A 24004-nucleotide genomic window follows, 5' to 3' on the forward strand; every position below is an offset into this window, starting at 1 on the left:
CGATCAGCCTACGTTCGCCAGCGGGCGCTCGGACGTGGACTTCCCGGCCCGCAGCGGCCCGCGCGAGGGCCACCAACTCCGCTCGCCCAGCAGCAGCATGAGTGCGGGCAGGATCAGCACCCGGATGACGAACGCGTCCAGGAGCACCGCCACGGCCAGGCTGAACCCGATCTGCTTCATCTCGATGAAGTGCAGCGACACAAAGCTGGCGAACACGGTCACCATCACGAACGCCGCGCTGGTCACCACCCCGGCGGAGCTGCCGACCCCGTCGAGCACCGCCTGCCGCGTCGGCACCCCGCGCTCCGCGGCCTCCTTGATCCGGCTGATCACGAACACCTGGTAGTCCATGGAGAGCCCGAAGAGGATCACGAAGAGGAACAGCGGCACCCGCGAACCGATCGATCCCGTCGACTGGAAGTCCAGCAACCCCTCGGCCCAACTCCCCTGGAACGTAAAGATGAGCACGCCGAGCGAGGCGGCCGCCGACAGCAGATTCAGCGCGACCCCGACGAACCCGAGCACCACGGACCGGAACGCCCACACGGTCATCGCGAACGTCACGAGCAGCAACGCCCCGATGATCAGCGGCAGCTTCTCCTTCTGATGCGCGGGATAGTCGGCGTAACGGGCCACGTCACCGCTGACCGCGACATCGACGCCCCCGCCCAACTCTCGTACCGCTTCGGGGAGATACTCCAGCCGCAGCCGCTGCAGCGACTCCTGCGCCGGCTCGGTGCTGACGTAGTGGGGGACGGGCAGTTCGAGCGAGGTGACGCGATGGTCGGCAGAGCTGCGCAGGGTGTATGTGCCGTTCAGGCCGGGGTCGTCCTTGGCGTCCGCGGCGAGCGAGCGCAGCGCCCCGGCCACCTCGTCGGCGCGCTCGGCGTCGGCCCGTACGAGAACTTGATGCAAGGCCTTGACCTCGGGGAACGCCGCGTTCAACCGGTCGAAGGTGGGCATCGACTGCGTCTGCCGCGAGTGCGTCTCGCGGCCCATGTCGGTCAGCTTCAAGCCGAGCAGGGGAGCCGCCAGGGCCAGCATCGCGAGGACCGCGACGATCAGTACGGCGCCGGGTCGACGGGCGGTGAGCCGCAAGAGGACGTTGTGCCGCACGGGCTTCTGCGACCCCGGCTTACGCGACTTACGCGGCTTGCGTGCGGCGCGGCGCTCGGCGCGCGCCCCGATCTTCACGAGCAGCGCGGGCAGCACCGTCAGGGAGCTGACCACGGCGACCAGCGTCACCAGGATCGCGGCCGTCGCGATCGACGAGAAGATCACGTCGTCGGCGAGATAGAGCGTCGCGCTGGACACGGCGACCGCGAGCCCGGACAGCACGACCGCGCGCCCGGAGGTGGCAGCGGCGATCTCCACAAGCGCCCGCGAGTCCAACTGCCCCTGCGACCGGTCCCGTTCCTCCCTCTCCCGCTTCAGATAGAACAACGTGTAGTCGACGCCGACGGCGAGCCCGATCAGCAGAATGATGTTCGCGCCGACCCCCGCGTCGGGGAAGACGTGCGAGGCGAGCATCGACAGACCGATCGACGCGACGATCGCGGACAGCGCGAGCAGCAGCGGCACGGTCGCCATCGCCACCGACCGGAACACGAGCAGCAGCGTGAGCAGCGTGATGGGCAGCGCGATCATCTCCGTACGGGAGAGGTCACTGCCGCGCAGCTTGTCGACGCCCTGACTGATGGACGGCCCGCCGGTCTCCTCGACACGCAGCCCGGGATGCGCCTTCTGTACCTGCTCGGTCTGTGCCCGCAGCGGATCGACGTGCTTCTTCCCGTCGAGCTCGGCGCCCTTCATGGTGACGTCGACGCGCACCGCCCGGCCGTCCTTCGACCACACGGGCTCGGCCACGGACCGCACCTCGGGCAGCCCCCGCATCCGGTCGACGACATCACCGGCGACGGCGCCACCGGTCGCCCGCTCAAGCCGCCCGGCGCCGCGCTCCTCGATCAGCACCCGTTCGACGGGCCGCTGCGCGAGCCCACCCTCCCGGGCGATCGCCTCACCGCGCCCCGCCTCACCGACGCCGAAATCGGCGGACGTGGCGGCATTGCCACCCACGGCGATCCCGGCACCAAGACACAGAACAACAAACAAGAACCAGCCGGTGATCGCCCTCCACGGGTGCCCGGCACTCCAACGAGCCATACGTACGGGGTAGTTGGTCATGACGTCCATGCTGGTCGCGGGGCGTGGGCGCGGACAGCGGCGACCGGTGGAACTCGGGGTCCACCGGTCGGTGGACCCCGGACGACCCCGGACCGGTCCACGACTCGGACGCCCGCCCGGATAAATGCCACCTACAGCTAGTCTCCGTGCAACGCACGACGAATCGGGAGACGCCATGAACGGGACGGACGGCAACCGGAGCGACGGACACGTGGTGGCAGCCCTCGACGCCGTCAGCATGCGCCGCTACACCACCGGCCAGGTCATCCTCGACGGCATCGACTGGACCGTGCGCTCCGGCGAGCACTGGGCCCTGCTCGGCCCGAACGGTGCCGGCAAGACCAGCATCCTGCGTATCGTCGGCGCCACGAACTTCCCCACCACCGGCACCGTCGAGGTCCTCGGCCACCAGCTCGGTCGCGTCGACGTTCGCGAGTTGCGCGCGCTCATCGGGCACGTCTCCACCTCGCAGCGCGTCCCCCAGGACCTGCCGGGGCACACCGTCGTCCTCACCGGCCACAGCGGCACTGTCCAGCCGCTCTGGAAGACGTACGACGACGAGGTGCGCGAGCGGGCCCACGCGCTGCTCGCCGAACTCCAGATCAAGGAGCTCGCCGACCGTCCGTACGGGGTGTGCTCCGGCGGCCAGCGGGCCCGCCTCCTCATCGCCCGCGCCCTCATGGCGGACCCGGCGCTGCTCCTGCTCGACGAGCCGTTCAACGCCCTCGACCTGCCCTCGCGCGAGGACCTCATCGACACGATGCGTCACATCGCGGAAGGCCGCCCCGAGTTGGCGACGGTGACCGTCACCCACCACCTCGAAGAGCTCTCCCCGGCCATCAGCCACGCCCTCCTGCTGCGCGAGGGCCGCGTCCTCGCCCGCGGCGCCGTGGACGAGGTGCTGACCAAGGACCTGATGACCTCCTGCTTCGGCCGCCCCATCGAGGTCACCCGGCACGCCGGGCGGTGGCTGGCGCGCTCCGGTGACCAAGTGTGACCGGTCGCACGAGTGCCGCACCGTGTCGGTGTTGGGCCGAATGGGTTACATGACGTAAGAATTGGGCCGTACAGACAAGAGTGCGAGCCCAAACGGGGTGGGGGAACTGAACAGCCACGACGTCACCGACGAACAGTGGGAAGGTCTCGCCCAGGTCGTGCCGCTGCGCAGCCGCAACGAGTGGCCGTCCGCGGTCGACCACCGGGCGATGCCGGAAGCGGAGACCGAACCGCGCCGCCGCTTCGTGGTGCTTCGCGTCAACGTCTTCGGCGACGCGCGCGAAGTCGCCGAGACCGTCATGTCCGGCATACCGGTGCTGCTCGACCTGACCGGCGCCGAGACCGAAGTCGCCAAGCGGGTCCTGGACTTCAGCAGCGGCGTCGTCCTCGGCCTCGGCTGCGGCATGCACCGCGTCGACCGCAACGTCTTCCTGCTGGCGCCTCCCGGCACGGAGGTCCAGGGGCTGGTGCAGGGCGCGGTCTCGTAGCGGCGCGACAGTTAAGCCCCGCCGGCGATTGAGGCGCGGGGTCCGGGGCGGAGCCCCGAGGCCGTAACCCCGGCCGACCATAGGCGCACCGCCGGGGCAAGCCCGACGGGCATAGTCCCCCGATCGTAGGAAGGCCGCTCCGCGCAAACGGTTCTGCGCGGAACGGACCCCTACGTTCAACCCATGACCGTGCTCCGGCGCGACGCACCCCCGCTCCCCGGCGCGTCCTCCGACCGCCCCCGCGTGACCCGGCTCAGGCTCGCCGCCTTCGCCCGGCACCGCGGCACCATCGTCCCCCTCGGCCCGTTCACCGCCGTGTCCGGCCCCAGCGGCAGCGGCAAGACCAGCGCGCTGCGCGCCTTCGCGGCGCTCGCCGGACTCGGCGGCGGCGCACACCTCGCGGACGTGTTCCCCGACCCCCACGCCTACGTTCCCGAACGCGCGCGCCCCGACGCCGAACGCCGCCGCGGGTTCCACATCGGCTGCACCGTCGAAGGCCCCATGGGACCTGTACGGCTCGACCTGGCCGTCCAGGCCGAACCCGAACTCCGCGTCGTCGGCGAGCGGTTGACCGGACCCGACATCACCTACCTGCAGACCGCCCTGCGCGACCCCGGCCGACGCGACGTCCAGGCCGCCTGGCACACCGCGGGCTCCGTGCCCGTGACCCGCGGGCCGCTCCCCGACGACCTGCTCGGCACGGCCATGCTCCCGCTGCGCGTCGCGGGCCGCACCGAAGGACAGCGCAAGGTGCTCGCCGCGGCCGAACAGGTCGTCGTCGGCCTGCGCTCCACCTTCGCCTGCGACCCCGACCCCACGCGGATGCGCACCCCGGCTCCCGCGGCGGCCGACCGGCTGCACGGCGGCTGCGACAACCTCGCCGCCGTACTGCGCCGCACCGGAGCCGAGTGCGGGACCCGGCACGCGCTGCTCGTCGCGGCGGCCCGCGCGGGCCTCGTGGGACCGGTGACCGATGTACGCGCCGAGATCGCGCCCGATGGGTCCGTGCGCGCCGTCGTGGATCGCGGCGGCGGGGTCACGAGCCCCGTCGAGCGGCTCGCGGACGGCGAGTTGAGGTATCTCGCCCTCGCGCTCGTCCTGCTCACCGGACCCCGCGTGCTCGCCGTCGACGCGGCGGCCGAGGTCCCGGAGGCGTACCAGAGCCTGACCGTTCTCGCGGACGGCTTCGACCGGAGCCTCGACCGCGCCCAGTGCGCCGAACTCACCGCGCTGGCCGCCCGTATGTGCGCCCGCGGCCACATCCGGCTCGTCGCCGCGGTGGGCGAGGGCTCCGAGGCGGAGCGGGGAGCGCGGGCGGAGGGGGCGGCGATGGTAGACCTGGAGCGATGAACGAGGAACGTGAAGAAACCCGCCGTGCGGATGACCGTGACGAAGGCCGTCCGCTGGACGTGGCCACCCTGCAGGCGCGCCTCGCCCGGTTCGCGGTCGCCCGCGACTGGCAGCCCTTCCACACGCCGAAGAACCTGGCGGCCGCGCTGAGCGTCGAGGCGTCCGAACTGGTCGAGATCTTCCAGTGGTTGACCCCCGAGCAGTCGAGCCGCGTGATGGCGGACCCGGACTCGGCCCACCGCGTCGAGGACGAGGTCGCCGACGTCCTCGCATATCTGCTGCAACTGTGCGAGGTGTTGGGCATCGACGCACTGGCCGCCCTGTCGGCGAAGATCGACCGCAACGAGCGGCGGTTCCCGGTGCGGGGTGAGGGCGCCGGATAGAGGTGCGGGGCGAGGGTCCCGGGTGGAGCTGCGGGGCGCGGGTGCCGGGTGGGGTGGATGCCCCGCCTCCGTCAACTGCCCGCCGACGCACCGAATGTCACTCTCCGGAGTCATCGACTTATCCACATTGAACGTTGTGTCCACAGATTTCGGGCTTCCCCTGGCTTTTCGCCGCTCATACCTTCACTCTGGGTAGTGGACGAAGGAGTTCGGGCGGGAGACGGACGGGGACGCGATGGATGCGGTGCGGCTCATCGGGGTCGGCCGACGGGCCCTGGCGGAGAGCCAGGACCCGCGGGACATCATGAGGGAGGCGTGGCAGGCACAGGCTTTGGCGCAGGCGATAGGGAGTCGCCTCGCGATGCAGGGGCCGCCGGAGTTACGAGGCGAGGCGCTGGGACTGAGCGAGGCGGGGGCGCGCGGCAGCGGGGGTTCGGCGACGCCGATCGTGGGGGCCGGCGGGATACGGGCGGCCCAGCTGACCGAACTGGGCGATGTGCACCGGGCGTTGATGGATCTCGGCGTCCTGCTCGGTGACGTGGGCATCGCGCTGGTCGGCGTGGCGAGCGAGTCGTTCGAGGAGGGGGCCTATTGGCAGTGCATGGAGGCGATCGACGCGGCGGACGAGTCGAGGGACAGAATCCTCGGGATATTGCGGCGGCTCCCGGAGGGCTGCCGCGCGCTGCCCCTCGCCGACCGGGAGCCCGCACCGGAGCCGGACTCGGACTCGGCGGCCTGAGACCGGTGGGCTAAGACTGGCTGGCTGGGGCCGACAGGCTGATACCCGCGGCCTGAGACCGGCGGGCGCGCGGCCGGGCGGGCGACTCAGGGTGGCCGGACGACCCAGGGCGGCCCGGGCGGGCCCGGCCCTGACGTCGCCCCTGGCTCCGACCCCGGGCGGCGTCGCGGGCGCCTGACGCGGCGAGCGTCCCGCTCAGACGTCCTCGTCGGCCGGTGGCTGTGGCGAAGTCCTGGGCGGCTGCTGGAGGTCGGCGTCGAGCTGCGTCAGGTCGGCGTTGAGCGCGGCCATCAGCTCTTCCATCTGCTGCAGCAGACCCTTGGGTGCGCCTTCCTGCTCCGGCGCGGACGTGTCGTGCACGGCCTCATCGTGCACGGCCCCATCGGGCACGGCTTCCTGGGACATGGCGGCCTCCTCGGCCCTCGCCCTCCCGAGCGGGAGGGCAGTTGACGCAATCGTGACGCCCGGCAGCGACCGCCGGCGCGGGTGCCGGGCGGTCCGGCTCCGCCCGAGTCAACGATCACGACCGGGGCCGGGTCACTGGGCGCCCCCGCCACCACGCGCCGGGTTGACGCAATTTCACCCGACCGTGGCGACGGGGACGAAGGAGCGGCCCGCCCGCTCAGCTCAGTTGTGTCGCCACCTCGGAGGCGATCAGTTCCAAGTGGTCCAGGTCATCGAGGTCGAGCATCTGGAGGTACATCCGTTGGGATCCCACGGACTGGTATGCGGCGAGGCGTTCGACGACCTCGGCGGGGGAGCCGGCGAGGCCGTTGGCCTTGAGCTCGTCGACGTCGCGGCCGATGGCGTCGGCGCGGCGCTTGACCTCGGCGTCGGTGCGGCCGACGCAGGCGATGAGGGCGTTGGAGTAGGTGAGCGCGTCCTGGGCGCGACCGTGCTCGCCGGCCGCGGCCCTCACGCGCTTGAACTGCTGCTCCGTGTCGGCGATCGAGGCGAAGGGGATGTTGAACTCGGTGGCGTACTTCGCGGCGAGCGCCGGGGTCTTCTTGGCGCCGTGACCGCCGATGAGGATCGGGACGCGCGGCTGGGTGGGCTTGGGCAGGGCCGGGGAGTCCTTCAACTGGTAGAAGGATCCGTCGTAGTTGAAGCGCTGCCCGACCGGCGTCTCCCACAGGCCCGTCACGATGGCGAGCTGCTCCTCGAGGCGGCCGAACTTCTCCTTCGGGAACGGGATGCCGTACGCGGAGTGCTCCTCCTCGTACCAGCCGGAGCCGAGCCCCAGCTCGACGCGGCCGCCCGACATCTGGTCGACCTGCGCGACCTGGATGGCGAGCACGCCGGGCAGCCGGAAGGTGCCGGCCGTCATCAGCGTGCCGAGCCGGATCCGGCTCGTCTCCCGGGCGAGACCGGCGAGCGTCGTCCAGGCGTCCGTGGGCCCGGGCAGGCCGTCGACGGGGCCCATGTGGAGGTAGTGGTCCGACCGGAAAAAGGCTCCATAGTTCAAGTCCTCGGCGGCCTTGGCGACGCGGAGCAGCGTCTCGTAGGTCGCACCCTGCTGCGGTTCGGTGAATACGCGAAGATCCATGCACCCATCATGCAGGTCAGGGGTGCGCGCTTCGATGATGCGGGCGTCGTCGAGCGGGCGAAAATCCATGGTGGGGAGCGCGGGGTCGGAGCCATACTCGGCCGTGTGCTTTTGACGATCTCGACCACCGGCAATGCCGCGAATCCGGCCACCGATCTGGGCTTTCTGCTGCACAAGCATCCAGCGAACGCCCAGGCCTTCAGCACGGCGCACGGCACCGCGCACGTCCTCTACCCCGAGGCCGGCGACGAGCGGTGCACGGCCGCGCTGCTGCTGGAAGTGGACCCCGTGGCGCTGGCCCGGCGGGGCAGGGGCAAGGGGCGGGGTGGCGCTCCCGACGCGGCGCTCGCGCAGTACGTCAACGACCGGCCCTACGCCGCGTCGTCGCTGCTGGCCGTCGCGTTGAGCAACGTGTTCTCCAGCGCGCTGCGCGGCGCCTGCAAGGCCCGCCCGGAGCGCGCCGAGCAGGCGCTGCCGCTGCGCATCGAGGTGCCCGCGCTGCCGGCGCGCGGCGGGCCCGACCTCGTACGGAAGCTGTTCGAGCCGCTGGGGTGGACGGTCGAGGTGGCGGCCGTGCCGCTGGACGAGCAGTTCCCGGAGTGGGGCGACTCGCGCTATGTGCGGCTCGTCCTGGAGGGTGAGCTGCGGCTCGCGCATGCGCTGCGGCACCTGTATGTGCTGTTGCCGGTGCTCGACGACGCCAAGCACTACTGGGTCTCGGCCGACGAGGTCGACAAGCTGCTGCGCGCGGGGGACGGGTGGCTGCCCGAGCACCCCGAGCAGAAGCTGATCGTCGGCCGGTATCTGTCGCGGCGTTGGTCGCTGACCCGGCAGGCCATGGAGCGCCTCGAACTGGCCAGGCTCGCGGACGCCGACGACACGGACATCGACGAGATCGACAACGCCGTGGACGAGGAGAGCGACACCGAGGAGCGTCCCGTGCCGCTGGCGGTGCGGCGCCGGGAGGCGATCCTTGCCGCGCTCCGGGAGTCCGGCGCCGCACGGGTGCTCGATCTGGGCTGTGGGCAGGGCCAGTTGGTGCAGGAGCTGCTGAAGGACGTGCGGTTCACCGAGATCGTGGGCGTCGATGTGTCGATGCGTGCGCTCACCGTCGCGTCCCGGCGGCTGAAGCTGGAGCGGATGGGCGAGCGGCAGGCCTCCCGCGTACAGCTCATGCAGGGCTCGCTCGCGTACACCGACAAGCGGCTCAAGGGGTACGACGCCGCGGTGCTCAGCGAGGTCATCGAGCACCTCGACCTGCCGCGGCTGCCCGCGCTCGAGTACGCGGTGTTCGGTTCGGCGCGGCCCCGGGCGGTCGTCGTGACCACGCCGAACGTCGAGTACAACGTCCGCTGGGAGTCCCTGCCCGAGGGGCACGCCCGGCACGGCGACCACCGGTTCGAGTGGACGCGGGCCGAGTTCCGCGAGTGGGCGGAGCGGGTCGCCGCGCGGCACGGGTACGCCGTGCGGTACGTGCCGGTGGGGGACGACGACCCGGAGGTGGGGCCGCCGACGCAGATGGCGGTGTTCACGACGACCAAGACCGCAGGCACGACAGAGATGGCAGAGACCACAGTCAGGAACGAGAAGGGGGCGAAGGCCGTATGACCACCACCGACACCACAGGGCGCGTGCTGCCCGTCACCGATCTCGCCCTCGTCGTGCTGGTCGGCGCGTCCGGTTCGGGCAAGTCCACGTTCGCGCGCGCCCACTTCAAGCCGACCGAGGTGATCTCCAGCGACTTCTGCCGCGGCCTGGTGGCCGACGACGAGAACGACCAGGGCGCCAGCCGTGACGCCTTCGACGTACTGCACTACATCGCGGGCAAGCGGCTCGCGGCCGGGCGTCTGACCGTCGTCGACGCGACCAACGTCCAGCAGGACGCCCGCCGTCAACTGGTCGACCTGGCACGGAAGTACGACGTGCTGCCCATCGCCATCGTGCTCGACGTGCCGGAGGACGTGTGCGCCGCGCGGAACGCCGGGCGGACCGACCGCGCCGACATGCCGCGCCGCGTCATCACCCGGCACACCCGCGAACTGCGCCGCTCACTCAAGCACTTGGAGCGCGAGGGCTTCCGCAAGGTGCACGTGCTGCGCGGTGTCGAGCAGGTCGAGGGCGCGAGCGTCGTGCGCGAGAAGCGGTACAACGATCTGACGCACCTCACCGGACCGTTCGACATCATCGGCGACATCCACGGATGCGCGAGCGAACTCGACACGCTGCTCGGAAAGTTGGGGTACGTGGACGGGGAGCACCCCGAGGGTCGGACCGCCGTGTTCGTCGGCGACCTCGTCGACCGCGGCCCCGACACACCCGGTGTGCTGCGCCGCGTGATGGACATGGTGAAGGCCGGCACCGCGCTGTGCGTGCCCGGCAACCACGAGAACAAGCTGGGCCGTTGGCTGAAGGGGCGCAACGTGCAGCACACGCACGGCCTCGCCGAGACGGTCGAGCAGCTGGGCGGGGAGAGCGAGGAGTTCCGCGCGGAGGTGCGCACGTTCGTCGAGGGGCTGGTCAGCCACTACGTCCTCGACGGCGGGAAGCTCGTCGTGTGTCACGCCGGGCTGCCCGAGAAGTACCACGGCCGCACATCGGGGCGGGTCCGTTCGCACGCGCTGTACGGGGACACGACCGGCGAGACCGACGAGTTCGGGCTGCCGGTGCGCTATCCGTGGGCGGAGGAGTACCGCGGCCAGGCGGCCGTGGTCTACGGCCACACCCCGGTGCCGACCGCTACGTGGCTCAACAACACCATCTGCCTCGACACCGGCGCCGTGTTCGGCGGGAAGCTCACCGCGCTGCGCTGGCCCGAGCGCGAGCTGGTCGACGTACCGGCCGAGCAGGTCTGGTACGAGCCGGCCAGGCCGCTGGCGACGGAGGCGCCGGGCGGGCACGAGGGGCGTCCGCTGGACCTCGCCGATGTGCACGGCCGCCGGAGCGTGGAGACGCGGCACACGGGCCGGGTGACCGTGCGCGAGGAGAACGCGGCGGCGGCGCTGGAGGTCATGAGCCGGTTCGCGGTCGACCCGCGGCTGGTGCCGTATCTGCCGCCGACGATGGCGCCGACCGCGACGTCCTCGCAGGACGGCTACCTGGAGCACCCGGCCGAGGCGTTCGCCCAGTACGCGGCCGACGGTGTGGAGCGGGTCGTGTGCGAGGAGAAGCACATGGGTTCGCGGGCTGTGGTGCTGGTGTGCCGCGACGCGGAGGCGGCGCGGGAGCGCTTCGGGGTCTCCGAGGAGAGTGGTGGGCCGGTCACCGGTTCGGTCTACACGCGCACCGGGCGGCCGTTCTTCGACGACGCGGAGACCGCCGAGGCGGTCATCGGGCGGGTGCGGGACGCCGTCACCGCCGCGGGCCTCTGGGAGGAGCTCGACACTGACTGGGTGCTGTTCGACGCCGAGTTGATGCCGTGGTCGCTCAAGGCGTCCGGGCTGCTGCGCGCGCAGTACGCGGCGGTGGGCGCGGCGTCCGGTGCCGTGTTCCCGAGTGCGCTCGGGGTGCTGGAGGCGGCGGCCGGGCGGGGCGTCGACGTGGGTGATCTGCTGGAGCGTCAGCGTGGTCGGGCGGCCGACGCCGCCGCGTTCACGGACGCGTACCGGCGCTACTGCTGGAGTACGGACGGCCTCGACGGGGTGCGGCTCGCGCCGTTCCAGATCCTGGCCGCGCGGGGACGTTCGCTCGCCGGGCTGCCGCACGACGAGCAGCTCTCCCTCATCGACCGGGTCGTCGCGCACGACACGACGGGGCTGTTGCAGACGACGCGGCGGCTGTACGTCGACACGGGGGACGCCGAGTCGGTGCGGGCCGGGGTCGACTGGTGGCTGGAGATGACCGGGCGGGGCGGCGAGGGCATGGTCGTCAAGCCGGTCGGGGCGCTGGTGCGGGATGCGAAGGGGCGGCTCGTGCAGCCGGGCGTGAAGTGCCGCGGGCGCGAGTACCTCCGGATCATTTACGGGCCGGAGTACACGCGGCCGGGGAATCTGGCGAAGCTTCGGCAGCGGTTCCTTGGGCACAAGCGGTCGTTGGCGATCCGTGAGTACGGATTGGGCCTGGAGGCCCTGGACCGGCTTGCGGAGGGGGAGCCGTTGTGGCGGGTGCATGAGGCGGTGTTCGCGGTCCTGGCGCTGGAGTCGGAGCCGGTCGACCCTCGGCTGTGACGCGATTCCACGGTTCGGCATATTGAGCCCCGCCGGCGATTGAGGCGCGGGGTCCGGGGCGGAGCCCCGGGGCGCAACCGCGGTGCGGCGGGTAAGGATGGGGGCATGGGATTCCACGTCGGCTCCGAGGCCGGCCGCCTGCGCCGAGTCATCCTGCATCGGCCCGATCTGGAGCTGAAGCGGCTCACGCCCAGCAATAAGGACCAGTTGCTCTTCGACGACGTGCTGTGGGTCCGCCGGGCCCGCCAGGAGCACGACGGGTTCGCCGACGTCCTGCGCGACCGGGGCGTCGACGTGCACCTCTTCGGCGACCTGCTGACCGAGGCCCTGGACGTCGACGCCGCCCGCGGCCTCGTCCTGGACCGGGTCTTCGACGAGAAGGAGTACGGACCGCTGGCCACCGGCCATCTGCGGGAGGCCTTCGAGACGCTGCCGTCCACGGAGCTCGCCGAGGCGCTCATCGGCGGGATGACGAAGCGCGAGTTCCTGGCGGCGCACCCGGAGCCGACCTCCGTGCGCTTCCACGTCATGGAGCTCGACGACTTCCTGCTCGGCCCGCTGCCCAACCACCTGTTCACCCGCGACACCTCGGCCTGGATCTACGACGGGGTGTCCATCAACGCGATGCGCTGGCCGGCCCGGCAGCGTGAGACCGTCCACTTCGAAGCGATCTACCGGCACCACCCGCTGTTCCGGGACGCGGAGGACGGCTTCCACGTCTGGTCCGAGGGGCAGGCCGACTTCCCGTCGACCATCGAGGGCGGCGACGTGCTCGTCATCGGGCGGGGCGCCGTACTCATCGGGATGAGCGAGCGGACCACGCCGCAGGCCGTGGAGATGCTCGCGCACAAGCTGTTCGCGGCGGGCTCGGCGCGCACCATCGTCGCCCTCGACATGCCGAAACGGAGGGCCTTTATGCACCTCGACACGGTCATGACGATGGTCGACGGCGATACGTTCACGCAGTACGCGGGGCTCGGCATGCTGCGCTCGTACACCATCGAACCGGGCTCGTCCGGCGCGGAGTTGAAGGTCACCGACCATCCGCCGGAGCACATGCACCGGGCGATCGCCGCCGCGCTCGGGCTCCCCGGGATCCGGGTGCTGACCGCGACGCAGGACGTGCACGCCGCGGAGCGCGAGCAGTGGGACGACGGCTGCAATGTGCTCGCCGTCGAGCCGGGTGTCGTCGTCGCGTACGAGCGGAACGCCACGACGAACACGTTCCTGCGCAAGCAGGGGATCGAGGTCATCGAGATCCCGGGCAGCGAGCTGGGGCGGGGGCGCGGCGGCCCGCGCTGCATGAGCTGCCCGGTCGAGCGCGACGCCGTCAACACCTCCTGACTGCCGCTGTTCGCGCTCGGTGTCGCGGTCGCGCTGCGCGTGCGACGCCGTCCGGGAATATCATGAATAGAAATGTGGAACATCGTATAGACTTCCACTGTCCCGACCCCGTCCCCGAGTCACGCGCAGGAGCCCCCGAATGAACCTCACCGGCCGCCACTTCCTCAAGGAGCTGGATTTCACCGCCGAGGAGTTCCGAGGCCTGGTCGACCTGGCCGCGGAGCTGAAGGCGGCCAAGAAGGCGGGGACCGAGACGCAGCACCTCAAGGGTAGGAACGTTGCGCTGATCTTCGAGAAGGCGTCCACGCGTACGCGCTGCTCCTTCGAGGTCGCGGCCGCCGACCAGGGTGCGTCGACGACGTACATCGACCCGGCCGGCTCGCACATCGGCAAGAAGGAGTCGAGCAAGGACACCGCCCGCGTGCTCGGCCGGATGTTCGACGCCATCGAGTTCCGGGGCGACGAGCAGGCCATCGTGGAGACGCTCGCCGAGTACGCGGGCGTGCCGGTCTACAACGGCCTGACCGACGACTGGCACCCCACGCAGATGCTCGCCGACGTGCTCACGATGACCGAGTACAGTGCCAAGCCGCTCACCGAGATGTCCTTCGCCTACCTCGGCGACGCCCGGTTCAACATGGGCAACTCGTACCTCGTCACCGGCGCCCTGCTCGGCATGGACGTCCGGATCGTCGCGCCGAAGGCCTACTGGCCGGCCGAGGAGATCGTCGCCAAGGCCCGCGAGCTGGCCGCCGCCAGCGGCGCCCGCATCACGCTCACGGAGACCGTCGAGGAGGGCGTCGCCGGCGCCGACTTCGTGGTCACCGACGTATGGGTGTCGATGGGTGAGCCGGAGGAGATCTGGGACGAGCGGATCAAGGCGCTCACGCCGTACGCGGTGACGATGGACGTCCTGCGCGCTACGGGGAACGCGGACGTGAAGTTCCTGCACTGCCTCCCCGCCTTCCACGACCTGGGCACCAAGGTCGGCCGCGAGATCCACGCCAAGTACGGCCTGGAGTCCCTCGAGGTCACCGACGAGGTCTTCGAGTCGGAGCACTCCGTCGTCTTCGACGAGGCGGAGAACCGGATGCACACCATCAAGGCCATCATGGTCGCGACGCTCGGCCGGTAGCGACAAACCGCGCATTCACTGAGTAACCGTTCAAACTGGTGGGGCCGGAACACCCTCTCCGACCCCACCGGCATGCGGCCCACCCCGCCGCACCCGCACACCAGAAAAGAGCACCACCCCATGTCGCCGACCCCGTCCGGCCTGCGCATCAAGTCGCCCGAGTCCCTCATCGCCGAATCGGGCGCCGACCTCGAAGGCCACGGCCTCAAGCGCACCATGGGGCTCTTCCAGCTCGTGTGCTTCGGCGTCGGCGCGATCGTCGGCACCGGCATCTTCGTCGGCCTGTCCGACACGGTCGCCGAGGCCGGCCCCGCCGTCATCCTCTCCTTCGTCCTCGCCGCGATCACCTGCATCTTCACGGCGTTCTCCTTCGCCGAGCTGGGCGGCGCGATCCCGGTCTCCGGATCCTCGTACTCCTTCGCCTACGCGACCCTCGGCGAGCGCGTCGCCTTCCTCGTGGGCTGGTGCCTGCTCCTGGAGTACGGCGTCTCGGTGTCGGCCGTGGCCGTCGGCTGGAGCCAGTATCTGAACGAGCTGCTCGACAGCGTCTTCGGGTGGCAGCTGCCCGAGGCACTCTCCGCCGGGCCCGCCGACGGTGGCGTGATCAACCTGCCCGCCGTGCTCGTGATGCTGATGGCCGCGGCCCTGCTGGTCCGCGGGATCCGGGAGAGCGCGGGGGCGACCGCCGCGATGGCCGTGCTCAAGATCGGCATCCTGATCGTGTTCTGCGCGATCGCCTACTCCGCCTTCGAGGCCGGCAATCTGACCCCGTTCCTGAAGGACGGCATGGCCGGTGTCACCTCCGGCGCCTCGCTCGCCTTCTTCTCGTACATCGGCTTCGACGCGGTCACCACGGCCGGCGAAGAGGTCAAGAACCCGCGGCGCAACATCCCGCTCGCGATCCTGATCTGCATCGGCATCGTCACGCTGCTCTACGTCGCCGTGGCCGTCGCCGCCATCGGCGCGCTCGGCGCGGACGCCGTCGGGGACAAGCCGGCCGCGCTCTCCCTCGTCGTCGACCAGGTCACCGGGTCGGCTGTCGGCGGCGGCATCATCGCCTTCGGCGCGGTCGTCGCCATCGCCTCGGTCGTGCTCGCGGTGATGTACGGGCAGACCCGGATCCTGATGTCGATGTCCCGCGACGGGCTGATCCCGCGGGTCTTCGAGCGGGTCTCCCCGAAGACGCACACGCCGGTCGCCAACACGTGGATCGTCGCGACCGTCTTCGCGATCCCGGCCGCGTTCTCCTCGCTCGACGCCGTCGTCAACCTGACCACCATCGGCACGCTCGCCACCATGGTCGTCGTGAACATCGCGGTGATCGCGCTGCGCCGCTCGCACCCCGGTCTGAAGCGCTCGTTCCGGGTGCCGCTGTACCCGGTCAGCCCGATCCTGGGTGTCGGCTTCTGCCTCTACCTGATCTGGGGCACGGGCTGGACGACCTGGGTCCAGTTCGCGGTGTTCCTCGTCGTGGGCGCGCTCGTGTACGCGCTGTACGGCCGCCGCAACTCGCGGCTCGGCGACGGCGACGGCAACGGCGACGGTGGCGGGGCTACGCCTCGGACGCCGGACGCTGCGCCGGCACCGCGGTAGGAAGCGTGAACCACACCGCCTTGCCGGAATCGGTGGGGCGGTGCCCGCACGACGAGCTGAGCGTGCGGATGAGGAGCAGGCCGCGGCCGTGCTCCTGCCAGGGGTCGGGCGGCCCGTCGTCCTCGGGGTTGGTGAGGTCGGTGGGCGGCGCCGGGTCCGTGTCGTGCACCTCGACCTGACAGCCGGAGTCGAGCAGCTCCACGACCAGCTCGATCGGCGTCTCCCCGGTCGTGTGCTCCACCGCGTTCGCCACCAGCTCCGCCGTCAGCAGCTCCGCCGTGTCCGCGTCCGCGGCCGGTGACTCGATCTCGGACAGCGCGGTCCGCACGAGGGCACGCGCGACCGGCACGGCCGCGGCCGTGTGCGGTAGGGCTATGCGCCACGACGTGGGCGTAGGGGGACCGGAGAAGGGAGTCACGGCGGAATCCTGGGGGCGGAGGGCGCGTATGCGGCTCGGGGGCGGGCTCGGAGGAACGGGCTCAAGGGGGACTGTCCTGCGTTCAACCTTATGAATGGTACGGCGTGGGGCGAAAGAGGCTCCCGTCGGTGCAGCTCGGGACGTCCGACCCTTTCTGGGTTATCGCGCACTCGTGACGGCGGTCACGATGCGGTGATACGGTCGACGGGTCCAGGGCCAGCAGGATCCGCCGCAAGAGCCCTGGCCCCTCCTCGGCACGCCACGCCCGCCACCCGCCGGAGGCATCGCATGAGTCCCTTCACCGGCTCCACCCCCCGCACCGACTCCTGGCAGCACCTGACGTACGCCGTGGACGAGAGCGGCGTCGCCACCGTCACGCTCGCCCGCCCCGAGAAGCTCAACGCGCTCACCTTCGGCGCCTACGCCGACCTGCGCGACCTCCTCGCCGAGCTGTCCCGCGAGAAATCCGTGCGCGCCCTCGTCCTTACCGGCGAGGGCCGCGGCTTCTGCTCCGGAGGCGACGTCGACGAGATCATCGGCGCCACGCTCTCCATGGACACCGCGCAGATCCTCGACTTCAACCGGATGACCGGGCAGGTCGTACGGGCCGTGCGCGAGGCACCCTTCCCGGTGATCGCCGCCGTGCACGGGGTCGCGGCAGGCGCGGGCGCGGTCCTGGCGCTCGCCTCCGACTTCCGCGTCGCCGACCCCAGTGCCCGCTTCGCGTTCCTGTTCACGAAGGTCGGCCTTTCCGGCGGCGACATGGGCGCGGCCTATCTGCTGCCCCGCGTCGTCGGCCTCGGTCACGCCACCCGCCTCCTGATGCTCGGCGACGCGGTCCGCGCGCCCGAGGCCGAGCGCATCGGCCTGATCAGCGAGCTGACCGACGAGGGCCGGGCCGACGAGGCCGCGCTCGCCCTCGGCCGGCGCCTCGCCGAGGGGCCCGCGCTCGCGTACGCGCAGACGAAGGCGCTCCTGACGGCCGAGCTGGACATGCCCCTCGCCGGGGCCATCGAGATGGACGCGGCCACGCAGGCGCTGCTCATGCACGGTGAGGACTACGCCGAGTTCCACGCGGCGTTCACCGACAAGCGCCCGCCGAAGTGGCAGGGGCGGTGACCGGCGAATGACCGTACGCGCCCGGCGCATCGCCGTCATCGGAGGCGGCCCCGGCGGCCTGTACGCCGCCGCCCTCCTCAAGCGCCTCGACCCGGACCGGGAGATCACGGTCTGGGAGCGGAACGCCCCGGACGACACGTTCGGCTTCGGCGTCGTCCTGTCCGACGAGACCCTCGGCGGCATCGAGCACGCCGACCCGGTGGTCTACCGGGCGCTCCAGGACGAGTTCGTACGCTGGGACGACATCGACATCGTGCACAGGGGGCAGCGCCACACGTCGACCGGCCACGGTTTCGCGGCGCTCGGCCGACGCCGCCTCCTGGAGATCCTGCACGGCCGCTGCCGCGAACTCGGCGTGGACCTGCGCTTCCAGGAGGAGGCGCCGCCGATCGCCGCACTCCGCGAGGCGTACGACCTGGTGATCGCCGCCGACGGGGTGCACAGCAAGACCCGCGACACGTACGCCGACGCGTTCGGGCCGCACATCGAGGAGCACCGCAACCGCTACATCTGGCTCGCCGCCGACTTCGCCTTCGACGCCTTCCGCTTCGACATCGCCGAGACGGAACACGGCGTGATGCAGCTGCACGGATACCCGTTCAGCGAGGGTGGGTCCACGGTGATCGTGGAGATGCGCGAGGAAGTGTGGCGAGCGGCAGGCTTCGCCGACATGGACGTACGCGAATCGATCGAGGCCTGCGCGAAAATCTTCAAGGACGCGCTGGGCGGCCGGGCTCTGAGGACCAACAACTCTTCGTGGGCGACTTTTCGGACTGTCGTCAACGACCGCTGGTCGCACGGGAATTGCGTGCTCATCGGCGACGCCGCGCACACCGCGCACTTCTCCATCGGCTCCGGTACGAAGCTCGCCGTCGAGGACGCGCTCGCGCTCGCCGCGTGCCTGACCGAGCAGCCGACGACCGATGCGGCGCTGGCCGCGTACGAGGAGGAGCGCAGGCCCGTCGTGGCGTCGACGCAGCGGGCGGCGCGGGCCAGCCTCCAGTGGTTCGAGGAGCTGGGCCGCTATCTCGACCAGCCGCCGCGCCAGTTCGCGTTCAACCTGCTCACGCGCTCGCGCCGGGTGACGCACGAGAACCTTCGGCTGCGGGACGCGGGGTTCACGGAGGCGGTGGAGCGGGAGTTCGGCTGCCCCGAGGGCACGCCGCCGATGTTCACGCCGTTCCGGCTCGGTGGCCTTGAGCTGCGCAACCGGGTCGTCGTCTCGCCGATGGACATGTACTCGGCGGCGGACGGGGTGCCGGGCGACTTCCACCTCGTGCACCTGGGGGCGCGGGCGCTCGGCGGGGCGGGCCTCGTCATGACGGAGATGGTGTGCGTGAGCCCGGAGGGCCGCATCACGCCGGGCTGCGCGGGCCTGTACGCACCCGAACAGGCGGCGTCCTGGCGCAGGATCACGGACTTCGTCCACACGCAGTCACCCGGCACGGCGATCGGGGTGCAGCTCGGCCACTCGGGGCGGAAGGGTTCCACGCGCCTCATGTGGGAGGGCATGGACGAGCCGCTCCCGGCGGCGGACGACAACTGGCCGCTGGTCGCGGCGTCCGCGCTCCGCTACCGGCCGGACAGCCAGCTGCCGCGCGAGTTGGCGGTGGCCGAACTCGCGGACGTGCGTGAGCAGTTCGTGGTTGCGGCACGGAACGCGGCGGACTCGGGCTTCGACCTCCTCGAACTCCACTGTGCGCACGGGTACCTTCTCTCCGGCTTCCTCTCGCCGCTGACGAACCGGCGTACGGACGCGTACGGCGGCTCGCTGGAGGGCCGGTTGCGGTTCCCGCTGGAAGTCTTCGACGCCGTACGCGAGGTGTGGCCGGACGAGCGCCCGATGACGGTGCGGATCTCGGCCACGGACTGGGCGGAGGGCGGCACCAGCGAGGAGGAGGCCGTGGCGGTCGCCCGTGCCTTCGCCGCGCACGGCGCCGACGCGATCGACGTGTCCACGGGGCAGGTCGTCTCGGACGAGCGGCCCGCGTTCGGGCGCTCCTACCAGGTGCCGTACGCGGACCGGATCCGGGCGGAGGCCGGTGTCCCGGTCGTCGCGGTCGGCGCGATCTCGTCGTGGGACGACGTCAACTCCCTTGTCCTGGCAGGCCGTACGGACCTCTGCGCGCTGGCCCGCCCGCACCTGTACGACCCCAACTGGACGCTCCACGCGGCGGCGGAACAGGGGTATGTGGGGCCGGGGGTGGTGTGGCCCCAGCAGTACGGTGCGGGGTCCCGGCGGCCCCAGACGGGTCGGCTGGATGCGCCTAAGCCGAGGTTGGTGCTGCCGGGGTGACCGGGTGATCGGTGGGCGCCCATGGCGACGGTTGGGCGGTACCGGGGGTTCGGCGGCCCGGGGTGTCGGGGCCACTCGCTCCCGCTGCGCGGCACCGGGGTCGGCACCGGCGCCGGTGGTTGCGCTTATGCCGGCGTCCCGGCCGCGTTTCCTCGCCCATCTCCCACCCGCCCGCCCCCTCCGGGGGCTCCGGCCGCGTCGGTGCGGGGCCGTACGCCGGTGATCACGACGTCGAGCAGATGGTCGGCCTGCCTCTCCCGGTCCGGCACGCGCTCGGTGGCAACCGCGATCCCGTTGGCCAGGTTGAGGAGATCCGAGATCGTGATGCCGCTCCGGGCCGCGCCCGCCTGCTGCGCCTGATGCAGAAGCTCTCCGCCCGCCGCGCGCACCTCGTCATGCCGTGCTTCCACATGATGTCCGGGCTCGGCAAGTTCCTCGGACAGCAGCGTGGCAAGGCCACGGAACGTGTTGTTGTGCGCCACGACCGCCCGTAGCCACACCTCAAGGGCCTGCCCGGGTTCGAACTCGGCCGAGAGCCGGCGCGCTCGTGTGCACAGGGCCTGGACCCGCTCGTCCATCACCGCGACGGCAAGTGCGCCTCGCCCCTGAAAGTGGCGATGCAGCGTCGCCGAGCCCACCCCGGCGTGCCGGGCAATCCGCTCCAGGGACACCAACACACCTTCTGCGGAGAACAGTTGACCGGCGGAGGCCACGATCCGCTCGCGGCTGATCCGGGCATCGGCACGCACGGGGCGGCCGTCGCCCGCACGTTCCTCGTTCGCCGGCTGCATTCTTTCCCGCCTCCTCATTAAGTGGGGTCTGACCCCACTTAATATGGCACAGTGAAGGCGCCAGGCTCTTGCCGATCGAAAGGTTCGATGCCCGATGCCCGATGCGCTGGATGATCGCGACAGGCTTCTCGGCGGCTTCGTGGAACGCCCGGCCCTGAAGCGGTACAAGGCCACGTTCGCCGAACACTTCGACATCCACCGGGACTCGGGGGTTGTCGAGATCCGCATGCACACCGACGGTGGACCGGCGGTCTTCTCGCGTGCGCTGCTGAACGCTTGGGGCAGAGTGCTCTCGGAAGCCGGCGCGGACCCGGACAACGAGGTCCTGATCATTACCGGGACGGGCCGACAGTGGATGGCCGGGGTCGATCCGCAGTCGTTCGCACAACCGTTGTCACAGTGGTCCAGCGACCTGCTGTACGAGCAGTATTCCGACGGGGCGCGACTCCTTGAGGGGCTGGTCCTGGGCGTCGACGTACCGACCATCGGGGTACTGAACGGACCCGGTCCACGCCAGGAACTGGCCCTGATGTGCGACGTCACCCTGTGCGCCGACGATGTGGTGATCGCCGACGGGAATTTCGCCGCAGGGTCGGTGCCCGGCGACGGCATGTACCTCGCCCTGGAGGAGCTGCTCGGCACCAAGCGTGCCGCCCACCTCGCCTACACGGGCGGGGGGATCGATTCCGCGACCGCACTGCAATGGGGGTTGGTCAACGAGGTGCTGCCGAGGGATCAACTGATGGACCAGGCCCGCCGAGTCGCAGAAACAATCATGGCTGCGCCCCGCACTACCCGTCGGCTCACCCATGCGCTGATCAGCCGCCCATGGCGGCGCCGGATCACCGAGGAGCTGCGTGGCGGATACGCGACGCAGCTCCTCGCGGGCAGTGGCAGCTAGCGCTGTCGCGAACACCCCCCGGCACAAGCAGAGACGCACCCTACGAGGAGCTACGGCACCGACGATGAAGATCGACTCAGTGATCACACGACAGTGTGTCGACGACCTGGACGCGGCCGTCACCTTCTACGAGAGGCTGACCGGCGGGACAGCCGCCCGCTTCGCCTTCGCCGGGGTCGATCTGGCGAGCGTTGGTCCCTTTCTCCTGTTCAGCGGGCCCGACGAAGCGGTGCAACGGGTCGCCGGAGTCGGGGCCACTCTCGTGGTCGCCGACCTGGACACGGCAGTTGAGGAAGCCGTGGCGGCCGGGGCCACCGTGGTAAGGCCGGCGCAGCCGACCCCCAATGGCCATCGTGCGGTGCTTCGTCACCCCCACGGGGGCGTGTACGAATACGTCGGCTCCTGAGCGTCCGCCCCGTCAGGGAGACAGATCCGTCATACCCGCCGTCAGCGTCGTTCCGTCCGACGGGTCGAGCAGGAGGAACGCTCCCGTTCGGCGCACCTCCGCGTACGCGTCGAGTACCAACGGCTCGGCCGTCCGCAGCACCACCGACCCGAGGTCGTTCGCGGTCAACTCGTCCGCTCCGCCAAGCGACTTGACGATCCCGCGCACCGTGCGGGTCGTGTGGCGCACCAGGACGCGCTGGCCGACCCGCAGCGCCCGGTCCGCCACATGGCACACCGAACCCCGCACGTCCTGCGTCACCGTCGGCGCCCGGTCGGTGCTCGACGCGATCAAGTCGCCGCGTGCCACGTCGAGTTCGTCCGAGAGGCGCACCGTGAGCGAGGCCCCCGCGTGCGCTTCCGTCACCTCCGTGCCCAGTACGTCCAGCCCCGCGATCGTCGACGTACGGCCCGAGGGGTGCACCGTAACGGTGGAGCCGACCCGGAGTGTTCCCGATACCAACTGGCCCGCGTAGTAGCGGGATTCTCCGTGCCGGATCACGTACTGGACCGGGAAGCGGGCAGGCGCCGACGGGGATTCGGCCGTCGCCGGGACCGTCTCCAGGTGTTCCAGGACCGTCGGCCCGCCGTACCAGTCCATGCGCTCGGACGGGTCCACGACGTTGTCGCCCGCGAGCGCCGAGATCGGGATCGCGGTCACCTCCGGAATCCCCAACTCGTCCGCAAGCGCCGCGAACGCCTCCGTGATCGCGCCGAACGCGGACTCCTCGTACCCGACGAGGTCCATCTTGTTCACCGCCAGGACCACATGCGGGACCCGCAACAGCGCGGCGATCGCCGCATGCCTGCGGGTCTGCTCGACGACCCCGTTCCTGGCATCGACCAGGATGATCGTCAGCTCCGCCGTCGAGGCGCCCGTCACCATGTTCCGCGTGTACTGCACGTGGCCCGGCGTGTCCGCCAGGATGAAACGGCGACGCGGCGTCGCGAAGTAGCGGTACGCGACGTCGATCGTGATGCCCTGCTCGCGTTCGGCCCGCAGCCCGTCCGTGAGGAGCGCCAGGTCGGGGGTTCCCGTGCGGGAGATCGACTCCAGCTGGTCGGCCAGAACCGACTTGGAATCGTGCAGCAGGCGGCCGACGAGCGTGGACTTGCCGTCGTCGACGGACCCGGCCGTGGCGAGCCGCAACGTACCGACGTCGGCGATCGTGGAAACAGACATCTCTAGAAGTACCCTTCGCGCTTGCGGTCTTCCATGGCCGCCTCTGACAGCTTGTCGTCGGCGCGGGTGGCGCCTCGTTCGGTGAGTCGGGAGGCCGCGATCTCCGCGATCACCTGGTCGAGCGTCTCGGCGTCGGAGTCGACGGCGCCGGTGCAGGACATGTCGCCGACCGTGCGGTAGCGGACGAGTCGCTTCTCGACGTGCTCGCCCTCCTTCGGGCCGCCCCACGCACCGGCCGTCAGCCACATGCCGCCCCGGTCGAACACCTCGCGGCGGTGCGCGAAGTAGATCTCCGGCAGCTCGATCCGCTCCCGCGCGATGTACTGCCAGACGTCCAGCTCGGTCCAGTTGGAGAGAGGGAAGACGCGGACGTGCTCGCCGGGTGCGTGGCGGCCGTTGTACAGCTGCCACAGTTCGGGGCGTTGGCGGCGCGGGTCCCACTGCGAGATCTCGTCCCGCAGTGAGAACACCCGCTCCTTCGCCCGCGCCTTCTCCTCGTCGCGGCGGCCGCCGCCGAACACGGCGTCGAAGCGTTCGTCCCGGATGGTCTCCGTCAGCGGCACCGTCTGAAGCGGATTGCGGGTCCCGTCGGGGCGTTCGCGGAGCACACCCCGGTCGATGTAGTCCTGTACGGACGCCACATGGAGTGTCAGCCCGTGTGCGGCGACCACACGGTCCCGGTACGCGATGACCTCGGGGAAGTTGTGCCCCGTGTCGACGTGCAGCAGCGGGAACGGCACCGGCGCGGGCGCGAACGCCTTCAGCGCCAGATGCAGCATCAGGATCGAGTCCTTGCCGCCGGAGAAGAGGATCACCGGCCGCTCGAACTCGCCCGCCACCTCGCGCAGGATGTGCACCGCCTCGGACTCCAGAGCGTCCAAGTGGCTGAGTTCATAGCTGAGTTCATGAGCGTTCAGGTCGTCCGAGTGGC

The 24004-nt window shown here is 70.9% G+C and carries 21 protein-coding genes; 14 read left to right on the forward strand and 7 right to left on the reverse strand.

The genetic code is table 11. The features are described from left to right. Positions 1 to 3: 3 nt before the first annotated feature. On the reverse strand, positions 4 to 2184 hold the full coding sequence (locus OG746_RS14655; RefSeq protein WP_266715030.1) for an MMPL family transporter: 2181 nt from the start codon (positions 2182 to 2184) through the stop codon (positions 4 to 6). A gap of 175 nt (positions 2185 to 2359) precedes the next feature. Between OG746_RS14655 and OG746_RS14660 the strand changes: the two genes are divergently transcribed. The 5 genes from OG746_RS14660 (at position 2360) to OG746_RS14680 (ending at position 6140) form a co-directional block, all read left to right on the forward strand. Beyond that, positions 2360 to 3181, forward strand: a complete 822-nt coding sequence (locus tag OG746_RS14660) for an ABC transporter ATP-binding protein (RefSeq protein WP_266715031.1) — start codon at positions 2360 to 2362, stop codon at positions 3179 to 3181. Between the two features lie 106 nt (positions 3182 to 3287). Continuing rightward, positions 3288 to 3668 carry a cell division protein SepF gene (locus tag OG746_RS14665; RefSeq protein ID WP_266718951.1) on the forward strand — a complete coding sequence of 127 codons (381 nt, stop codon included), beginning with the start codon at positions 3288 to 3290 and terminating at the stop codon, positions 3666 to 3668. Positions 3669 to 3851: 183 nt separating this feature from the next. Beyond that, positions 3852 to 5018: an AAA family ATPase gene (locus tag OG746_RS14670; protein ID WP_266715032.1), complete on the forward strand. Its 1167-nt coding sequence runs from the start codon at positions 3852 to 3854 to the stop codon at positions 5016 to 5018. Continuing rightward, a complete protein-coding gene (locus OG746_RS14675) occupies positions 5015 to 5401 on the forward strand; it encodes a nucleotide pyrophosphohydrolase (protein WP_266715033.1) in 387 nt (128 codons plus the stop codon). The genes OG746_RS14670 and OG746_RS14675 overlap by 4 nt, the downstream gene beginning before the upstream one ends. Positions 5402 to 5636: 235 nt before the next feature. Further along, a complete protein-coding gene (locus tag OG746_RS14680) occupies positions 5637 to 6140 on the forward strand; it encodes a DUF6099 family protein (protein ID WP_266715034.1) in 504 nt (167 codons plus the stop codon). Between the two features lie 195 nt (positions 6141 to 6335). On the opposite strand, the gene OG746_RS14685 is transcribed toward OG746_RS14680, so the two are convergent. Then, on the reverse strand, positions 6336 to 6545 hold the full coding sequence (locus OG746_RS14685; protein ID WP_266715035.1) for a hypothetical protein: 210 nt from the start codon (positions 6543 to 6545) through the stop codon (positions 6336 to 6338). Positions 6546 to 6762: 217 nt separating this feature from the next. After that, positions 6763 to 7686, reverse strand: a complete 924-nt coding sequence (locus OG746_RS14690) for an LLM class F420-dependent oxidoreductase (RefSeq protein WP_266715036.1) — start codon at positions 7684 to 7686, stop codon at positions 6763 to 6765. 105 nt (positions 7687 to 7791) lie between these two features. Here OG746_RS14690 and OG746_RS14695 point away from each other — a divergent pair, with 105 nt between their 5' ends. The 5 genes from OG746_RS14695 (at position 7792) to OG746_RS14715 (ending at position 15921) form a co-directional block, all read left to right on the forward strand. After that, positions 7792 to 9294: a 3' terminal RNA ribose 2'-O-methyltransferase Hen1 gene (locus tag OG746_RS14695; RefSeq protein ID WP_266715037.1), complete on the forward strand. Its 1503-nt coding sequence runs from the start codon at positions 7792 to 7794 to the stop codon at positions 9292 to 9294. After that, positions 9291 to 11849, forward strand: coding sequence for a polynucleotide kinase-phosphatase (locus OG746_RS14700; RefSeq protein WP_266715038.1), 2559 nt, complete (start codon positions 9291 to 9293; stop codon positions 11847 to 11849). Before OG746_RS14695 ends, OG746_RS14700 begins: the two co-directional genes overlap by 4 nt. A gap of 105 nt (positions 11850 to 11954) precedes the next feature. Then, positions 11955 to 13193: an arginine deiminase gene (locus OG746_RS14705; RefSeq protein WP_266715039.1), complete on the forward strand. Its 1239-nt coding sequence runs from the start codon at positions 11955 to 11957 to the stop codon at positions 13191 to 13193. 139 nt (positions 13194 to 13332) lie between these two features. Then, on the forward strand, positions 13333 to 14328 hold the full coding sequence (gene argF / locus OG746_RS14710) for an ornithine carbamoyltransferase (RefSeq protein WP_266715040.1): 996 nt from the start codon (positions 13333 to 13335) through the stop codon (positions 14326 to 14328). Positions 14329 to 14448: 120 nt separating this feature from the next. After that, positions 14449 to 15921, forward strand: a complete 1473-nt coding sequence (locus OG746_RS14715) for an amino acid permease (protein ID WP_266715041.1) — start codon at positions 14449 to 14451, stop codon at positions 15919 to 15921. Here the strand turns inward: OG746_RS14715 and OG746_RS14720 are convergent. Beyond that, complete coding sequence (locus OG746_RS14720) at positions 15881 to 16339, reverse strand: ATP-binding protein (protein WP_266715042.1); 459 nt, start codon at positions 16337 to 16339, stop codon at positions 15881 to 15883. The genes OG746_RS14715 and OG746_RS14720 overlap by 41 nt on opposite strands. 288 nt (positions 16340 to 16627) lie before the next feature. On the opposite strand from OG746_RS14720, the gene OG746_RS14725 reads away from it, so the two are divergent. Both OG746_RS14725 and OG746_RS14730 read left to right on the forward strand, forming a co-directional pair. Then, positions 16628 to 17458, forward strand: a complete 831-nt coding sequence (locus OG746_RS14725) for an enoyl-CoA hydratase family protein (protein ID WP_266715043.1) — start codon at positions 16628 to 16630, stop codon at positions 17456 to 17458. 7 nt (positions 17459 to 17465) lie between these two features. Beyond that, the gene (locus OG746_RS14730; RefSeq protein ID WP_266715044.1) at positions 17466 to 19754 is read left to right on the forward strand and encodes a bifunctional salicylyl-CoA 5-hydroxylase/oxidoreductase; all 2289 of its coding nucleotides are present in this window, start codon (positions 17466 to 17468) and stop codon (positions 19752 to 19754) included. 125 nt (positions 19755 to 19879) lie between these two features. Here the strand turns inward: OG746_RS14730 and OG746_RS14735 are convergent, their stop codons facing one another. Beyond that, the gene (locus tag OG746_RS14735; protein WP_266715045.1) at positions 19880 to 20545 is read right to left on the reverse strand and encodes a TetR/AcrR family transcriptional regulator; all 666 of its coding nucleotides are present in this window, start codon (positions 20543 to 20545) and stop codon (positions 19880 to 19882) included. A 94-nt stretch (positions 20546 to 20639) separates the two neighbouring features. On the opposite strand from OG746_RS14735, the gene OG746_RS14740 reads away from it, so the two are divergent. Together OG746_RS14740 and OG746_RS14745 are read left to right on the forward strand one after the other, a co-directional pair. Next, positions 20640 to 21446, forward strand: coding sequence for an enoyl-CoA hydratase/isomerase family protein (locus tag OG746_RS14740; RefSeq protein ID WP_266715046.1), 807 nt, complete (start codon positions 20640 to 20642; stop codon positions 21444 to 21446). Between the two features lie 64 nt (positions 21447 to 21510). Next, positions 21511 to 21852: a VOC family protein gene (locus OG746_RS14745; RefSeq protein WP_266715047.1), complete on the forward strand. Its 342-nt coding sequence runs from the start codon at positions 21511 to 21513 to the stop codon at positions 21850 to 21852. Positions 21853 to 21864: 12 nt separating this feature from the next. Here OG746_RS14745 and cysN read toward each other — a convergent pair whose 3' ends face one another. Together cysN and cysD are read right to left on the reverse strand one after the other, a co-directional pair. Then, entirely contained in the window at positions 21865 to 23073 is a 1209-nt protein-coding gene (gene cysN, locus OG746_RS14750) for a sulfate adenylyltransferase subunit CysN (protein ID WP_266715048.1), read from the reverse strand. Between the two features lie 2 nt (positions 23074 to 23075). Beyond that, complete coding sequence (cysD, locus tag OG746_RS14755) at positions 23076 to 23990, reverse strand: sulfate adenylyltransferase subunit CysD (RefSeq protein WP_266718953.1); 915 nt, start codon at positions 23988 to 23990, stop codon at positions 23076 to 23078. Positions 23991 to 24004 lie beyond the last annotated feature (14 nt).

This window comes from Streptomyces sp. NBC_01016, from assembly GCF_026341035.1.
In the GTDB taxonomy this organism is placed as follows: domain Bacteria; phylum Actinomycetota; class Actinomycetes; order Streptomycetales; family Streptomycetaceae; genus Streptomyces.

Coding starts and splice junctions, on each gene's coding strand:
- OG746_RS14655 (WP_266715030.1), bottom strand. CDS start 2,184: ATGACCAACTACCCCGTACGTATGGCTCGTTGGAGTGCCGGGCACCCG.
- OG746_RS14660 (WP_266715031.1), top strand. CDS start 2,360: ATGAACGGGACGGACGGCAACCGGAGCGACGGACACGTGGTGGCAGCC.
- OG746_RS14670 (WP_266715032.1), top strand. CDS start 3,852: ATGACCGTGCTCCGGCGCGACGCACCCCCGCTCCCCGGCGCGTCCTCC.
- OG746_RS14675 (WP_266715033.1), top strand. CDS start 5,015: ATGAACGAGGAACGTGAAGAAACCCGCCGTGCGGATGACCGTGACGAA.
- OG746_RS14680 (WP_266715034.1), top strand. CDS start 5,637: ATGGATGCGGTGCGGCTCATCGGGGTCGGCCGACGGGCCCTGGCGGAG.
- OG746_RS14685 (WP_266715035.1), bottom strand. CDS start 6,545: ATGTCCCAGGAAGCCGTGCCCGATGGGGCCGTGCACGATGAGGCCGTG.
- OG746_RS14690 (WP_266715036.1), bottom strand. CDS start 7,686: ATGGATCTTCGCGTATTCACCGAACCGCAGCAGGGTGCGACCTACGAG.
- OG746_RS14700 (WP_266715038.1), top strand. CDS start 9,291: ATGACCACCACCGACACCACAGGGCGCGTGCTGCCCGTCACCGATCTC.
- OG746_RS14705 (WP_266715039.1), top strand. CDS start 11,955: ATGGGATTCCACGTCGGCTCCGAGGCCGGCCGCCTGCGCCGAGTCATC.
- argF (WP_266715040.1), top strand. CDS start 13,333: ATGAACCTCACCGGCCGCCACTTCCTCAAGGAGCTGGATTTCACCGCC.
- OG746_RS14715 (WP_266715041.1), top strand. CDS start 14,449: ATGTCGCCGACCCCGTCCGGCCTGCGCATCAAGTCGCCCGAGTCCCTC.
- OG746_RS14725 (WP_266715043.1), top strand. CDS start 16,628: ATGAGTCCCTTCACCGGCTCCACCCCCCGCACCGACTCCTGGCAGCAC.
- OG746_RS14730 (WP_266715044.1), top strand. CDS start 17,466: ATGACCGTACGCGCCCGGCGCATCGCCGTCATCGGAGGCGGCCCCGGC.
- OG746_RS14735 (WP_266715045.1), bottom strand. CDS start 20,545: ATGCAGCCGGCGAACGAGGAACGTGCGGGCGACGGCCGCCCCGTGCGT.
- OG746_RS14740 (WP_266715046.1), top strand. CDS start 20,640: ATGCCCGATGCGCTGGATGATCGCGACAGGCTTCTCGGCGGCTTCGTG.
- OG746_RS14745 (WP_266715047.1), top strand. CDS start 21,511: ATGAAGATCGACTCAGTGATCACACGACAGTGTGTCGACGACCTGGAC.
- cysN (WP_266715048.1), bottom strand. CDS start 23,073: ATGTCTGTTTCCACGATCGCCGACGTCGGTACGTTGCGGCTCGCCACG.